This is a genomic window from Endozoicomonas sp. ALE010 (assembly GCF_049310165.1).
Lineage (GTDB): Bacteria > Pseudomonadota > Gammaproteobacteria > Pseudomonadales > Endozoicomonadaceae > Endozoicomonas.
Genome location: NZ_JBLYNV010000011.1, coordinates 43695 through 59947 on the forward strand (window position 1 = coordinate 43695; position 16253 = coordinate 59947).

A 16253-nucleotide genomic window follows, 5' to 3' on the forward strand; every position below is an offset into this window, starting at 1 on the left:
TGGCTCCGGTGAGTTTTTTCAATAGTCGAATACTGGAGAAAACATAATATGAGTAGGGTGTTTTTTCTCTGCAAAAAGTCACTTTATAACGTTGGGTTTTCCCTGCTTTTGTTTTACGCAACACTGGCAAATGCTTCAGTCAGGGGTTCCGGGCTGCCAGATTTTGCGGCATTGTTTGAACAGGCATCACCAGCGGTAGTGAATATCAGTACTCTGGCCACGCCAAAAGCGAGACCGTCAATATATGGGCCGGGCGGGGAGGAGATTCCTGAAATTTTCCGCCGTTACTTTGGTATCCCGCTGCCTGATGAAAACCCTTCCGGACGTTCTCAACCGATGTCACTCGGTTCTGGCTTTATTATCTCGTCAGACGGTTACATTCTGACTAATAACCATGTTATCGAAGGTGCTGATCAGATTATTGTCAGACTCAGTGACAGGAGTGAGCGTTCTGCAGAACTTATCGGTGCCGATAAGCGTTCGGATCTGGCGCTGTTAAAAATTAACAATGACCGCAGTCTGCCCGTCGTTAAACTTGGTGATTCCGAGAGTGTTAAATCTGGTCAATGGGTAGCAGCAATTGGGTCTCCGTTTAATTTTGAATACTCGATTACCAAAGGCATTATCAGCGCTCTGAATAGAAGCCTGCCCAGCGACTCCTATGTCCCGTTTATTCAAACCGATGTCCCTATCAATCCGGGTAACTCGGGTGGTCCGCTGTTTAATATGAATGGCGAAGTCATCGGAATTAACTCCCAGATTTTTACCCGCTCTGGCGGTTTTATGGGGCTGGCATTCGCCATACCGGTTGATCATGTTATGTGGGCGGTTGATCAACTGAAAGAGAAGGGTTATGTCACCCGGGGATGGCTGGGGGTCGCCATTCAGGATGTGGATCGGGATCTTGCCGAATCGTTTGGTCTGGAAAAACCCATGGGGGCGCTGATCAGTCAGGTGGTTCCCGGTGGTCCGGCTGATAAGGCAAGGCTTCATCCCGGCGACATTATTGTCAGATTTAATGAAAGAGTCATCAGCAGCTCAGGCGTATTGCCAATGTCGGTGGGAGTGATAAAACCCGGCGAAAAAGCCAGGCTTGAATATATCCGCAATGGCAAGCGCAAGACTGTGGATGTTGTAGTGGGTGAGCTGCCGGATGAAAACAGTGGTGCCCCTGAACATAGGGGAGATAAGACGCCTTCTGATAAAAACCCTCTGGGTGTTCAGGTAGCTGAGCTTGATGAGAATTATCGCAGTAAGCTGCGCCTGGATGAGGATGTTCAGGGGCTGGTGGTGATTGGAGTTAACCGGGGTGCTGGCCGTTCCATTGGGTTGCGTCAGGGCGATGTTATCACGGACCTGAACAATAGCAGTGTGACAACGGTAGCGGAATTCAAAAAAGTGGTCGCCAAACTGCCCAGGAACCGCTCAATTTCAATGCGGGTTATTCGCGGTGGGAATCCCGGCTACATCACCTTCCGGTTACAGGAGTGATCAAATGTGGATAGCACGGTATATGACCATGGAGTAGTGTGCTGACATGTTATAGAATATTATGGAATCATTTATGCAGGTCAGACACGTGTTAATTGCTGCCGGAGCTTTAGCCACAGGCATGAATAAAATCAATTCATGCTGTTTAACAGCCGGTAAGTCAGTTTGATCCGCAGGCCAATTCCCTAATTCAAGACGGTCCCCGCGATTGCGGGGATCGCTTTTTGTGACGTTTTTACAGTAGATACTATCGTGAGCGACCTAAGCTTAATCAGGAACTTTTCCATCATTGCCCATATTGATCATGGGAAATCAACCCTGGCTGACCGTTTTATCCAAACCTGTGGTGGGCTCAGTGATCGTGAAATGCAGGCCCAGGTGCTTGATTCCATGGAGCTTGAGCGCGAGCGTGGCATCACCATCAAGGCCCAGAGTGTGACGCTGGATTATCATGCCAAAGATGGTAATACCTATCAGCTGAATTTTATCGATACACCAGGGCACGTTGACTTTTCCTATGAAGTTTCACGCTCCCTGGCGGCCTGTGAAGGTGCGCTTCTGGTGGTGGATGCGGCCCAGGGGGTTGAGGCGCAATCCGTTGCTAACTGCTACACCGCCATAGAGCAGGGGCTGGAAGTTATGCCCGTGCTGAATAAAATGGATCTGCCCCAGGCAGAACCAGACCGGGTCTCCCAGGAAATTGAAGAGATTATCGGTATTGACGCAACCGATGCTGTCCGCTGCTCTGCCAAGAGTGGTTTGGGCATTGAGGATGTTCTTGAGCGACTGGTGTCCACTATTCCTGCCCCTGAAGGTGACATCAATGGGCCATTGCAGGCACTGATCATCGATTCCTGGTTCGATAACTATCTGGGTGTCGTGTCTCTTGTGCGGGTGAAAAACGGTACGTTGCGCAAGGGAGAAAAGATCGTCGTTAAATCCACCAAGCAGTCTCATGTTGTGGATAATGTCGGTATCTTTACGCCCAAGCGGACGCCCACCGGAGTTCTTAAAGCCGGTGAGGTTGGTTATGTGGTTGCCGGTATCAAAGATATTCAAGGTGCTCCCGTTGGTGACACCCTGACTCACCTGAAAACCCAGGATGTTGCAGCGCTGCCAGGCTTTAAACATGTTAAGCCGCAGGTCTATGCCGGCTTGTTCCCGGTCAGTGCGGATGACTTTGAAGATTTTCGTGATGCGCTGGAAAAACTGAGTCTCAATGATGCCTCCCTGTTTTACGAGCCGGAGAGCAGTGACGCGCTGGGCTTTGGTTTCCGTTGTGGCTTCCTGGGCATGCTGCATATGGAGATCATCCAGGAGCGACTTGAGCGGGAGTATGACCTGGATCTGATTACCACGGCTCCCACGGTAATCTATCAGTGTCATATGAAAAACGGCAGTGTGGTGGAAGTTGATAACCCTTCCAGACTGCCTGACCCTGCTGGTATTGACGAAATTCGTGAACCCATTTCCCGGGCCAATATTCTGGTACCCCAGGAATATCTCGGTAATGTGATTTCTCTCTGCGTTGAAAAGCGCGGCGTACAGAAAGATATGCAGTTCACGGGTGGTCAGGTCTCACTGACCTACGATATTCCGATGAACGAGGTGGTGCTGGATTTCTTTGACCGACTGAAATCGGTGAGCAGGGGCTTTGCCTCCCTGGACTACTCTTTTGATCGTTTTGAAACCGCTAAAATGGTTCGGGTGGATATTCTGATCAATGGTGAAAAAGTCGATGCACTGGCGGTTATTGTGCATAAGGATCACGCCGTTTCCCGCGGACGGGTTCTGACGGAAAAAATGAAAGAGATCATTCACCGCCAGATGTTTGATGTTGCCATTCAGGCGGCCATTGGTGGGCAGATTATTGCCCGGACCACGGTAAAAGCGCTCAGAAAGAACGTCACTGCGAAATGCTATGGTGGTGACGTGAGTCGTAAGCGTAAACTGCTGGAAAAACAGAAGGCTGGTAAGAAACGGATGAAGCAGGTTGGGCGTGTGGAAATTCCTCAGGAGGCTTTCCTGGCAGTTCTAAAGGTCGACAAATAATTCACCATTGATTACATAAGAGAAAAACAGCCATGGATTTTAACTTTCCACTGCTATTGGTACTGTCGGTTGTTGTTACAGGTATCATCGCACTGATTGACCGACTTTTTTTGTTACCAAGGCGAAAGGCTGCTGTTGCCAGGCTCGGTGCCGAGGGCGGAGACGATGACGCCCTTGAGAAGCTGGCCAGGGAGCCGGCCGTGGTTGAGACCTCCAAGTCTATCTTCCCGGTTTTGCTGTTTGTTCTGGTGATTCGATCCTTTTTGTTCGAACCTTTTCAAATTCCGTCTGGCTCCATGATTCCGACCCTGGAAGTGGGTGATTTTATTCTGGTTAATAAATACAGTTACGGTTTGCGTTTGCCCGTGTCAGGTACCAAGGTGCTTGCCATCGGTGAGCCTGATCGTGGTGATGTGATGGTGTTTAAACAGCCAGGGAAAGAAAATATCAACTTTATCAAGCGTGTGATCGGTTTGCCTGGCGACGTTGTGCAATATATGGACAAGCGGCTGACGGTGAACGGCCAGGCGGTTCCTGAAGAGTTTGTGGCACAACTCAGTGATGCCCGATCCATTTATCGTCTCTATAACGAAGGTGATGAAGGTAAGCGCTACCAGGTTCGTAAAGAGCTGACCAGTCATGATTTCCGGGCTGAAGGTGAGTGGGTTGTGCCTGACGGCATGTACTTCGTCATGGGGGATAACCGTGACCGCAGCAATGACAGTCGGTATTGGGGCTATGTTCCTGAACAGAATATTGTTGGTAAGGCGGTTTACATCTGGATGCACTGGCCGAGCTGGACTCAACTTCCCGGCTTTAAGAACAACGGGGTGATTGAGTAAGCTGTCCAAGGAGAGAATCTTATGTATGGTATGAAGAGCCGACAACGAGGCAGTAGTGCAGTCAGTTGGCTGTTTTACCTGTTAATTGGTGGACTATTGTTGTCTTTTGCGGTTAAGGTTGTGCCCTTTTATATGGATGATCACTCTGTGAAGCAGGTGGTATCTTCATTAACTGACCGGCCAGGCTCTGCCACTGCATCCGTTACCCAGGTGAGAACCTGGATAAATAAAGGGTTGCAGCTAAACCTGATCAAGCTTGATCGCAATGAGGTTAAGGTCACCCGCGAAAACGGTGTTGTCGTTGTCGATATTGACTACGAGCGACGGATTCATTTTTTCCATAACGTTGATCTGGTATTAACGTTTGAACATAACTGGAAAGCTGGAACTCAGTGAAAACGCTTGAACTTGCCCGACTGCAGAAAAAGTTAGGGCATGAATTTTCCAATCAGAGCCTGTTGGCGCTGGCGCTCACCCATCGCAGCTTTGGCAGTCGTAACAATGAGCGATTGGAGTTCCTTGGCGACTCGATTGTCAACTTTGTTATTGCTGAAGCCCTCTATGAGCGCTTTCCCGATGCCAAAGAAGGGCAGTTGAGCCGCCTGCGGGCTCGAATGGTGCGCGGTGTAACCCTGGCCGAGCTTGGCCGGGAGTTTGAACTGGGCGACTTTCTTCGTCTTGGCTCCGGTGAGTTGAAAAGTGGTGGCTTCAGGCGGGAGTCCATTCTTGCGGATGCGGTTGAGGCCATTATTGGTGCGATTTACCTGGATGCCGGTATGGCCGTTTGTCACCAGCGAATTCGCACCTGGTTTACCACTCGTCTGGATCAACTGACCACGACGGATGAGCAGAATAAAGATCCGAAGACCCGCTTGCAGGAATATCTGCAGGCGCGGCAGCAGTCACTGCCAAAATATCAAGTGACAGATATTCAGGGGGAAGCTCATGACCAGCACTTTTCAGTGATTTGTGAACTGGAATGTCTGGATGAGCCGTCGAAGGGGGAAGGGTCGAGTCGTCGTGGTGCTGAACAGCAGGCGGCTCGCAATGCATTGAAGTTGCTTGGCGTTGATCATTAAGAGCGCAGAAAACAGATGACATCTGATGTAAATCGAGAAGAGCCAGCTGCTCATGAACTTAGCCTTTCCGATACCGTTTCGGAACACAGCCGCTGTGGCTACGTCGCCATTGTTGGCAGACCCAATGTTGGCAAATCAACCCTGTTGAATCACCTTCTCGGCCAGAAGCTTTCCATTACCTCCCGCCGCCCCCAGACTACCCGCCATCAGGTTCTGGGTATCAAGACGGAGCAGGGGGTTCAAACGGTCTATGTTGATACGCCGGGCATGCACAAGGTGCAGAAAAAAGCGATCAACCGCTATATGAATAAAGCGGCCAGCAGTGCCCTGGCGGGTATTGATGCCATTGTTTTTGTGGTTGACCGCCTGACCTGGAATGAAGAGGATCAGATGGTCCTTGAAAAGGTACAGGGTGCCCGCTGTCCGGTTATTCTTGCGATTAATAAAGTGGACAAGATCACGGATAAGGGGCAATTGATCCCGCACCTTGAGTCTCTGTCAACAAAAATGGATTTTCATGGGGTGGTGCCCATCTCTGCGCAGCACGGCCATAATCTGAAACAGCTGGATGAAATGATTACCCGGCTGATTCCGGCAGGCGTCCATCATTTTCCTGAAGATCAGCTGACGGACCGCAGTTCCCGTTTTCTTGCCGCTGAGCTGGTGCGGGAGAAGGTCATGCGTCAGCTGGGTGATGAGCTGCCTTATGACGTGACGGTGGAGATTGAAGAGTTCAAGCATGAGTTGCGGCCGAAAGGTCCACTGTTGACCATCAGTGCCTTGATTCTTGTGGAGAGAGCGGGCCAGAAAGCCATTGTTATTGGTGACCGGGGAGCACGACTGAAAAAAATCGGACAGGAGGCCCGCAAAGATATGGAGCACATGTTCGACTCAAAAGTCATGCTGAACCTTTGGGTTAAGGTCAAGGCAGGCTGGTCTGACGATGAGCGTGCCCTGAAAAGTCTGGGGTATGATCACAACCTGTGATTGGTAATGAATTCCATAAAGCCTGGTTACTGCATCGGCGCTCTTATAAAGAGCGCTCAGTGATTGCTGAGTTCTTAGTGGAAGGTCATGGCCGTGTGGCCATGGTGGTTCGGGGAGTCAGGCAGTCAAAGTCCCGGCTGGCTTCGCTGTTACAGCCTTTTCATCAGGTACTGGTGCGCTGGAAAGGGCGAAGTGAGCTGAAAACACTGGTTGATCTGGAGCTTGATCGCTTTACCTTTCTGACTGGTGAACGGCTTTATTGCGGGTTCTATGCCAATGAGTTGCTGATGCGATCAATGATTCCGGGGCAGCTGGTGGATGGCGTGACGGAATTATACCGGGACCTATTGGCCCATCTTCATCAGAACGTGCCTCTTGAGCCATTGCTCCGTTCCTTTGAACTGGATTTGCTGGAACTCTGCGGCTATGCTCCACCGCTTGACTGGGACGTGGTCAGCGGCGCGCCTTTAAAACAAGGCATGGTTTACCGCTTTGAACCTGAGCATGGGCTGGTACCGACCCATGGACAAGTCAGCTACCATGAGAGACCGTTTTGCTACACCGCAGAGTTGCTGCAAGCACTCTCGGCCAGGGATTTCACCAATGCTGATTTCTATCCTGGTTTCAAGCGTTTTACCAGGCAGGCCATGAAACCGCTTATCGGAGACAGGCCGATGCAGAGCCGCATGCTGTTTACCAGGAGGCTGACCGAGAATAGACTGCCCTACTGCGGTGGCAGCAAATTGGTCTAAAAAGCCGGAAATTTTTAGCAAATAGAACCACTATTCGCTAAAAATTTCCGACTTTTTATCCTCAATTTTCTGCCATCCTCGCTACGGGGTCGCCTAGACGGGCGCTATTCTCGGTCAGCCTCCCAGCAGAAAATCTCAATCGCCACCGGAGAGGCCATTAGTAGAAAATGGTGCACTCTCCAAATCCCGATAACGGTCGCACAATTCACTGCGCCATTTTCTACATTTTCTACAACAGGTGTATTTATGATTCCTCATCAGCGTATTTTGCTGGGTGTCAACATTGATCATATTGCAACCATCCGGCAGGCCAGGGGGATTCGTTATCCTGATCCTGTTCAGGCGGCAATTGAAGCTGAAGAGGCCGGGGCAGATGGCATCACATTGCACCTGCGTGAAGACCGCCGACATATTCAGGACCATGATGTATTCCGGATTCGTGACGTTCTGCAGACCAGAATGAATCTGGAGATGGCAGTGACCGATGAAATGGTTGGCATTGCGGAAAAGCTCAAACCTGAACATGTCTGCCTGGTTCCGGAGAAGCGGGAAGAAGTCACCACTGAAGGCGGACTGGATGTGAAAGGCCTGTTTGACAGTGTGGCTCCCGCCTGTGAGCGCCTGGGAAAACAGGGGATTGAAGTCTCGCTGTTTATTGATCCTGACCTGGAGCAGATTGAGGCCGCTGTCAGGGCCGGAGCGCCAGCCATTGAATTGCATACCGGTGCTTACGCTGAAGCTTCGACGGCTGAAGCCATGCAGGATGAGCTTGACCGTCTTAGACATGCGGTGGTGTTTGGTCTGGAACAGGGGCTGGTCGTCAATGCCGGCCATGGCCTTAATTATCAGAATGTTGAGCCTGTTGCGTTGATCGCCGGTATCAATGAACTGAATATTGGGCACTCGATCATTGCCCGTGCCCTGTTTACGGGATTGAATCCAGCGGTGCGTGAGATGAAAGCCCTTATGTTGGCAGCTGCACGGAATGCGTTTTAAGTGATTGTTGGAATAGGGACAGATATTGTCCGTATTGATCGGATTGAGCGCTCACTCAGTCGGCTGGGTGAGGCGTTTGCCAGGAGGATTCTCACGGACCATGAGCTGTTGCAATGGCAGCAGCGTTCATCCTCACCGGCCTGGCTGGCCAAGCGCTTTGCGGCGAAAGAGGCCGTTGCCAAAGCGTTTGGTACAGGAATCGGAAAACTGTCATTCCGGCACATAGAGGTAAGAAATAATGCCTCAGGTGCTCCTGAGTTGTTTTTATCGGATTATGGTCTTGAATTGCAGCAGCAAAGAGGGGTTAAGCGGCTTCACCTCAGTCTTTCTGATGAGCAGGATAATGCGATTGCCTTTGTAGTACTGGAGAGCTGAATCAGCTCTTTTTCTCATCACAATAGCGCCCGATTCACTACCCACATAAACGGCTTTGAACGTGATATCATGCTTCCTCAGCCGTTTCCAGACTCTCCATTTCCCACTGATTGAGACGGGTGATGGACTGAAGCAATAATTGAAAGTCTTCGGTGACTTGATTATGGTCCAGGGTGTTGTATTTCTTCAGTCGTGTTTCCAGCCGGTTGCAAATACGCTCCAGTTCCGGCACTCCACAATAACGACAGGCACCGTGTAATCGGTGTACCCGTTCCAGTACAGCCGAATAATTATTGGCAGCCCAGCCATCTTTGAGAGTTACAAGATCGTCATCAAGTCCCTCTTTCATCATCACCAGCATCTCCTGAGCCAGTTCCCGGTTTCCGGCAGCCAGTTGCGTCGCCAGGTTGATATCTACAGGACTTTCCGATTGATCCATTGCCGGATGTAAAGAGATGCCGGGCTTTGATGGTGGAAAATATTCTCTATGCTCTAATGTCTCGGTAGGCATCTTTGCCCACTGATTGATCATGCTGATGACGTGTTTCTCACTGACCGGTTTACTCAGGTAGTCATCAAAGCCACTTTGCAGCAGCGTCTTTTTCTCCTCGGGCAGCGCATGGGCAGTCACTGCAATAATTGGGGTGCGCTGGTGGTTCGGGATTTCACTGCGAATTCGCCCTGTGGCTTCGAGTCCATCAATGACCGGCATCTGAACATCCATGAAAATAATGTCGAAAGTGAACTGCCTGCACAGTTCAATGGCATCAAAACCATTTTCTGCGGTTTGCAAATCTTGCCCCAGGTTGCCAAGAATGGTTTTCAGCAATTTCAGGTTAACCGGGTTGTCATCAACGACCAGAATACTCAGGGATTTGTTGATCTGTTGTTGAATTTTTTTGCCTTCATGATTCCCGTTTATACGGGTCAGCAGTGCTTTCAGCCTGTTCAGTCCAACGGGCTTCAGAAGCGTATCAGTACCGTCAGGAAGCACAGGATCCATAGCCCCTGTTATTCCTGATGAACTGAGTACAATAATGCTGGCGTTGCTGTAAGAGGCTGTTAACTGCGTGATTCCCTGAACCGGTTCGATATTATCAGGGTTGATGAAAATATAGTCGTAGGAGACATTTGTCTTGTTTGCTGACATTCCCTGCTGGATGCTGGCTGCTGCGGTGATATTTGCACCCAGTTTATCCAGTAAGTGAAAAATCGATAGCCGGGTCAGCTCATGGGGTTCGATAAGGAGTACTTTCTGGCCGTGCAGCGGTGTCGGTACCAGTTCTTGCTGCTCACAACCATCAGCAACAGCCGGTTCACCATTTTTGTTATTCAGGGTTGTTTTAAAGGTAAACCAGAAGGTTGCCCCCTGACCCAGATCGGAATCAAGGCCAATTTCTCCACCCATTTGCTCAACCAGATTTTTGCAAATCGACAGGCCAAGCCCAGTTCCCTCCGCCTTGCGTGTTCTGCCGGAGTCTGCCTGGGCAAAAGCCTGGAACAGTTTGTGATGTTGCTCCCGGGTAAGGCCAATGCCGGTATCCGCCACTGAAACTCTCAGGGTCAGGGGTTCATTACTTTCTTGCTGATCAGGTTTGCCTTCCTGATCCAGCATCACTCGCACAGCAACGGAACCATAACTGGTGAATTTAATGGCGTTGCTGATCAGGTTGGTGAGGATCTGCTTCAACCGCAGTCCATCAATGATGATATGTTCAGGAACATCGTCGTAGATAAAGTGGACAATTTCCAACGATTTACCATAAGCGGCAGGTGCCATAAACGTCATAACACCCTCAACGATCTCCCGCAGGCAGACGGGTTGGGGATCCAGCACCAGCTTACCGGCTTCCATACGGGAAAAATCAAGAATGTCATTCAACATCGTCAGCAATCCCTGAGAGGATTTCTCAATGGTACTGACATAGTCGTATTGTTGCGGTGTGAGCCTTGAACTCAGCATCAGGTTGGAAAAGCCAATAATGCCATTCAGCGGTGTTCTGATTTCGTGGCTCATATTGGCCAGAAATTCGCTCTTGCTTCTGCTTGCTTCAAGTGCTTCCTTTCTGGCGAGATCCAGCTCGACATTTTGAATTTCAATGGTTTCCAGTGTTTCCCGCAGTTCATCATTGTACTGGGCAATATGACTGGTCATTTTCTGATGTTTGCTCTGCAGGCCATTGAGCATAACGTTGATAGACGATTCCAGTTCATACATCAGGCTGCTTCGGTTGTCCGGCAGTCGGGTATCGAAGAAGCCATCCTTGATGCGATCAATGACCCTTGCCATACGGTCCAGGGGGCGGGTAACACCGCGGCCCAGCTTCAGGCTAATGATCAATGCCACCAATAACCCCATAGTGACCACAATAATGCTGAACGACAGAGAGCGAAATTGGGTCAGATGCGTTTCTGCATAGGCGTAATCGGTAATCAGCCAGCCAGTAATTTTGGCCGTATCCGGGCTGATGATTGGATCGGCAACCTGGATGACCTGGTCGTTCCGGAACCAGCTCTGGCCAGGTTCTAACAGTGAGGCTAAATTTCCGGTGGCCGTGAGCTTTGGGCCTGCATGAAGAGTCTCCCGGCCTTGCTCATCGACCAGGCTTACCGCACGAATATCCCTGTCATCCAGCAGCATGCTGATCAGGGCTTGCAGTTCTTTATGCCGGGTGTTATCCAGCAGCAGTGAGGCAACGGCTGCCTGCTGTCCAGACTGAGTCAATGCCTTGGCCATGAGCTGGTTGTCCAGTTCCTGATACCGCTTAACCAGATAGACAGCGCCCATCAGCAGGGAAACAATAATGCCGGGAAGAAAAGCGAGCAGAAGAATCCGTTGGCGGAATGCCGTAAGGTGCTGTTTCATGGTACTGCCTTTCCCTGTTTGGCTTTTGTTCTGTATTATTCCGGAATAATAAAGTCTACGTAAGTTATATGTCCATGGAATATCCGACAATAGAGTCGATTATTGGCAACACCCCGCTGGTTCGTCTGCAGCGCATGCAGGGGAAGAGTTCAAATACCATACTACTGAAACTGGAAGGACAAAATCCGGCCGGTTCCGTGAAAGATCGACCAGCCCTGTCCATGATCGCCGAGGCGGAACGCCGCAATGCCATCAGCCCGGGGGACACATTAATTGAAGCCACCAGTGGCAATACCGGTATAGCGCTCGCCATGGCAGCAGCCGTTCGCGGTTATCGAATGATCCTTATTATGCCGGACAATATGAGCGCCGAGCGTCGTGCAGCAATGAGTGCTTATGGAGCAGAACTGATTCTGGTCAGTAATGGCATGGAAGGTGCCCGGGATAAAGCGCTGGAAATGCAGCAACAGGGCCTGGGCAAGGTACTTAACCAGTTTGCCAATCCGGATAATCCCCTGGCGCATTACGGGACCACCGGGCCTGAAATCTGGCAGCAGACTCAGGGTACGGTCACACATTTTATCAGTTCCATGGGTACTACCGGGACGATAATGGGGACCTCCCGTTATCTGAAAGCGAAGAATCCTGCCATTCAGATCGTTGGCCTGCAACCGGAACAGGGAGCTCAGATACCAGGCATCCGTCGTTGGAGTCCCGAATACCTGCCTGCGATTTTTCACCGTTCCGCCGTTGATGAGGTGATGGATATTGGCCAGACAGAAGCTGAAGAATGCATGAGGCGGCTGGCCCGGGAAGAAGGCATATTCTGCGGCGTTTCTTCAGGGGGAGCCGTTGCAGCTGCCCTGAGACTGTCAAAAAGCGTAGAGCAGGCCACCATTGTGGCGATTATCTGTGACCGTGGTGATCGGTATCTTTCCACGGGCGTATTTCTGCCATAGGAAAACCGTTCACCCATGATTGAATTTCCATGTATGCAGGTATGAATCCGGGTTTGTTGTACTCAATATCCAAGGTAACATTACGCTTTTAAACGGCCATGGGCCATGGTTTCAAGAGAATGTTGGAAGTACTCTATGCGCTTTAAACGTGCTGCCTCAACCCCTGTTATTATTCATGAGGATGTGCGTATTGACGGGCTTTCCCATGATGGTCGCGGGATTGCCCGCTACCATGGGAAGACCCTCTTTATTGACGGTGCACTGCCGGGCGAAACCGTTCGTGTCCGGATTCTGGAAGACAAACGTCGTTTTATCAATGCCCGTGTATCAGAAGTGCTGTCGGCATCACCCGAGCGCCGTGAGCCTGCCTGCGCCCATTTTCGTCAGTGCGGAGGCTGCAGCCTGCAGTACTGGTCCCATGAAGGGCAGCTTGACAGCAAGCAGCACATCGTTCTCGATCAGTTAAGGCGATTTGCCCAGGTTGTGCCTGAGCACATTGAAGAACCACTGGTTTCTCCCCCATATGGCTATCGTCATCGTTGCCGTTTTGCCATCCGTTGGCATAAAGGCAGACTGAGCCTTGGTTTTCGGGAAAAGGGCAGTAATGCCATCTGTGACATTAATGAATGCCCCATACTGGCAGAGCCTTTGCAGGAGATGCCCGTACTGATGAAGTCATTTTTGCCAACGTTAACCGGCCGGGAAGCCATTTCCCACGTGGAGTGTTTTCTGGCAGAGCAGGGGCGCGGGTTACTGCTGCGTCATATTCGTCCTCTGTCGCAAGAAGACCAAACCCTGTTGACAGCGTTTGCTTCTGCCCATCAGCTGTTGCTGTACCTGCAGGGTAGTCCAGAGAGCATCCGGCTTTTATATCCTGCCAGATCTGACGACGATGCCGCCGTCGCATTACATTACTCGCTGCCTGAATCGGGGGTGCAGCTGTACTTCCGGCCACAGGACTTTACCCAGGTCAACCGGGTGATTAATCAGGCGATGGTTGGGCAGGCTATCCAGTGGCTTGGTCCGCAGGCATCCGATAAAGTGCTTGACCTGTTCTGTGGCCTGGGTAATTTCTCTCTGCCACTGGCGAAAAAGTCAGGCCATGTCACGGGGGTTGAGGGTTCACCGGGTTCGGTTGCCCAGGCGACAAGAAATGCCGGTCTGAATGGTTTGAATAATGTAAGTTTTCACTGCGCAGACCTGTCCAGTGATTTCACCACTGAGCCCTGGGCAAAAGAGCATTACGATATAGTGGTTCTCGACCCCCCCAGGGCCGGTGCGGATTTTATGATTGAGCAACTGGCCTGCTTATTGCCTGACCGACTGTTGTATATTTCCTGCAATCCGGCGACCCTTGCCAGGGATGCCGGCAGTCTGGTCTCCCATGGTTTCAGGCTTGAGCGTTTGTGTGTAATGGATATGTTTCCGCAAACTTCTCATGTTGAGTCCATGGCGCTTTTTGTCAGGTCATAGTCAAAAAGTAATTTATTGGAAAGTAGCCTGTTAATGGCTGCTTTGGGGTAGTAGTCTTGGAGCCTGTCCGACGCCTGACAGGGCATCATTTTTAAATAAAGAGATGGAATGGAATAGATGGTCAAGGTCAGAGAGGATCAGCCCCAGCTCTTCGACGGCAGTGTCGACCTGGGTGCCTGGCTGAATCGCCTGCAGGAACGTTACGGCGTTGGTGATACGGATAGTCTGAGGGAGGCCTGCGAGCTGGCCCAACAGGCTGAGCTGCTGGCATTGCAGCGGTCTCTCGAATCTGAAGAAACAGTCTGGCCTACGGGAAAAGGGTGTTTCCGGATCGGTCTGGAAATGGCCGAGATCCTGGCCGAGCTGAAACTGGATATGGATACCCTGGTTGCTGCGGTCCTCTATCGGGCTGTCCGTGAAACCAAGCTCTCTCTTGACCAGATGGAAGAGAATTTTGGCAAGGTGGTTGCCGGTCTGATCAAAGACGTTCAGGGCATGGCGGCCATCAGCAATATCCAGAACCCGAGAAAGCAGGTTCTCGATCATCGTCAGGACCAGCTGGAAAAAGTTCGCAAGATGCTGGTGTCCATTATTGATGATGTCCGTGTTGCCCTGATCAAACTGGCTGAGCGAACCTGCGCTATCCGGGCTGTTCAGCATGCCAGTAAGGAGAAACGTCAGCGGGTTGCCAGGGAGGTGTTTGAAATTTATGCGCCGCTGGCCCATCGGCTGGGTATTGGTTATATCAAGTGGGAGCTGGAAGATCTCTCCTTCCGTTACCTTAAACCCCAGGACTATAAGAAAATTGCCAGGCTACTGGATGGCAAACGACTGGATCGCCAGAAATACATTACCAACGTCGTAGATGCCCTGAAAGCGTCGCTGTCGGATGCACGGATTGAGGGGGATGTCAGTGGCCGGGTAAAGCATATCTACAGTATCTGGCGGAAGATGAAACGGAAAAACGTCGATTTCCGTGATCTCTACGATATTCGTGCCGTCCGTATTCTCACCAATGAAGTCCGCGACTGTTATGCGGCACTGGGGGTGGTGCACTCGCTCTGGAATCATATTCCCAAAGAATTTGATGATTACATTGCCACTCCGAAAGAGAATGGCTACCGCTCCCTGCACACGGCGGTGTTTGGCCCTGAAGGCAAAACCCTTGAAGTTCAGATACGCACCCATGATATGCATGAGGAAGCAGAGCTGGGTGTTTGCGCACACTGGAAGTACAAGGGCACTGACGTTAATAGCCGCAGTGACAGCTACGAGGAAAAAATTTCCTGGCTGCGTCAGGTGATGGAGTGGCATGAAGACCTTGGTGATCTGGGCGAGCTTGGTGGTCAGTGGCGTGCGGATGTCGAGCCAGACCGAATCTATGTGTTTACCAAAGATGGGCATGTGGTTGATCTGTCGGTGGGAGCCACCCCGATCGATTTTGCCTACCGGATTCACTCAGAAGTGGGCAGCCGCTGCAGAGGCGCGAAAGTTGCCGGTCGTATTGTCCCGTTAACCCATAAACTGAAAACCGGCGATCAGGTGGAAATCCTTACTGCTCCCAATGCCCATCCCAGCCGGGACTGGCTGAACCCTGATCTTGGTTATGTCACCACCAGTCGTGCCCGGGCCAAGATCACCAGCTGGTTCAAAAAGCAGGATCGGGACGCCAATATTGCCGATGGTCAGAGCCTGCTGGAATTGGAGCTTAAGCGTCAGGCGTTGCAGAGTGTTAATTACCCGGAGCTTGCCCAGGCGGTTAACTGCCTGTCACCGGATGATATGTTTGCCGGTATCGGTGCCGGTGACATAAAACTTCGCCATGTGGTTTCCCTGGCACAGAAGCAGGTTGCGCCGGAAGAGGAGAAGACGTTTGAAATTCGCACCAAACCACAACAGGAACGGTTATCGGACAGCACCATTACCATTGATGGTGTTGGTAATCTGCTGACTCAGATGGCGGGTTGCTGCCAGCCGGTGCCGGGGGATCCGATTATCGGTTATATCACCGTTGGCCGTGGCGTAACCATTCACCGGGAAGACTGTAACACGGCGCTCTCTTTGCGTAGTCGTGAGCCGGAGCGCCTGATAGAAGTTAACTGGGGAACCCGTCCGGACTACAGTTACCCGGTTGATGTTATCATTACGGCTTATGACCGCCCGGGCCTGTTAAGAGATATTACCGTGGTATTGGCTAACGATAAGGTGAATGTTCTGTCTATGCAGACCCGGACCAGCAAGGAAGAGCATTTAGCCAGCATGCTGCTGACCATGGAAGTTCCGAGTCTGGAGAGCCTGGGACGCATCCTTGCCAAGGTCAGTCAGTTGCCCAATGTTATCGATGCTGTTCGTCATCGTAAAATGAGTTAAGTTATTCTGCT

13 protein-coding genes are annotated in these 16253 nt (G+C 51.0%); 12 read left to right on the forward strand and 1 reads right to left on the reverse strand.

Annotation, left to right across the window (positions count from 1 at the left end; translation table 11 throughout):
- Nucleotides 1-48: 48 nt before the first annotated feature.
- The 9 genes from ACO6UY_RS07055 (at nt 49) to acpS (ending at nt 8574) form a co-directional block, all read left to right on the forward strand.
- Entirely contained in the window at nt 49-1491 is a 1443-nt protein-coding gene (locus tag ACO6UY_RS07055; protein ID WP_422489465.1) for a DegQ family serine endoprotease, read from the forward strand.
- 252 nt (nt 1492-1743) lie between these two features.
- Nucleotides 1744-3543 (forward strand): translation elongation factor 4, encoded by a 1800-nt coding sequence (gene lepA, locus ACO6UY_RS07060; protein WP_422448362.1) that lies wholly within the window; start codon nt 1744-1746, stop codon nt 3541-3543.
- Between the two features lie 32 nt (nt 3544-3575).
- On the forward strand, nt 3576-4385 hold the full coding sequence (gene lepB, locus ACO6UY_RS07065; protein WP_422489467.1) for a signal peptidase I: 810 nt from the start codon (nt 3576-3578) through the stop codon (nt 4383-4385).
- A 21-nt stretch (nt 4386-4406) separates the two neighbouring features.
- Nucleotides 4407-4781, forward strand: coding sequence for a DUF4845 domain-containing protein (locus ACO6UY_RS07070; protein ID WP_422448358.1), 375 nt, complete (start codon nt 4407-4409; stop codon nt 4779-4781).
- A complete protein-coding gene (rnc, locus tag ACO6UY_RS07075) occupies nt 4778-5464 on the forward strand; it encodes a ribonuclease III (RefSeq protein ID WP_269673921.1) in 687 nt (228 codons plus the stop codon). The genes ACO6UY_RS07070 and rnc overlap by 4 nt, the downstream gene beginning before the upstream one ends.
- Nucleotides 5465-5479: 15 nt before the next feature.
- Entirely contained in the window at nt 5480-6451 is a 972-nt protein-coding gene (gene era / locus ACO6UY_RS07080) for a GTPase Era (RefSeq protein ID WP_422489469.1), read from the forward strand.
- The gene (recO, locus tag ACO6UY_RS07085; RefSeq protein ID WP_422448352.1) at nt 6448-7203 is read left to right on the forward strand and encodes a DNA repair protein RecO; all 756 of its coding nucleotides are present in this window, start codon (nt 6448-6450) and stop codon (nt 7201-7203) included. The genes era and recO overlap by 4 nt, the downstream gene beginning before the upstream one ends.
- A gap of 246 nt (nt 7204-7449) precedes the next feature.
- The gene (gene pdxJ / locus ACO6UY_RS07090) at nt 7450-8199 is read left to right on the forward strand and encodes a pyridoxine 5'-phosphate synthase (RefSeq protein ID WP_422489471.1); all 750 of its coding nucleotides are present in this window, start codon (nt 7450-7452) and stop codon (nt 8197-8199) included.
- A complete protein-coding gene (gene acpS / locus ACO6UY_RS07095) occupies nt 8200-8574 on the forward strand; it encodes a holo-ACP synthase (RefSeq protein WP_422448348.1) in 375 nt (124 codons plus the stop codon).
- A gap of 67 nt (nt 8575-8641) precedes the next feature.
- On the opposite strand, the gene ACO6UY_RS07100 is transcribed toward acpS, so the two are convergent.
- The gene (locus ACO6UY_RS07100; RefSeq protein WP_422489473.1) at nt 8642-11440 is read right to left on the reverse strand and encodes a response regulator; all 2799 of its coding nucleotides are present in this window, start codon (nt 11438-11440) and stop codon (nt 8642-8644) included.
- Between the two features lie 68 nt (nt 11441-11508).
- Here ACO6UY_RS07100 and cysM point away from each other — a divergent pair, with 68 nt between their 5' ends.
- From cysM to relA, 3 genes are all read left to right on the forward strand, one after another.
- A complete protein-coding gene (gene cysM, locus ACO6UY_RS07105; RefSeq protein WP_422489475.1) occupies nt 11509-12399 on the forward strand; it encodes a cysteine synthase CysM in 891 nt (296 codons plus the stop codon).
- Nucleotides 12400-12534: 135 nt separating this feature from the next.
- A complete protein-coding gene (gene rlmD, locus ACO6UY_RS07110) occupies nt 12535-13872 on the forward strand; it encodes a 23S rRNA (uracil(1939)-C(5))-methyltransferase RlmD (protein ID WP_422489477.1) in 1338 nt (445 codons plus the stop codon).
- Between the two features lie 117 nt (nt 13873-13989).
- Complete coding sequence (relA, locus tag ACO6UY_RS07115; protein ID WP_422489479.1) at nt 13990-16242, forward strand: GTP diphosphokinase; 2253 nt, start codon at nt 13990-13992, stop codon at nt 16240-16242.
- Nucleotides 16243-16253 lie beyond the last annotated feature (11 nt).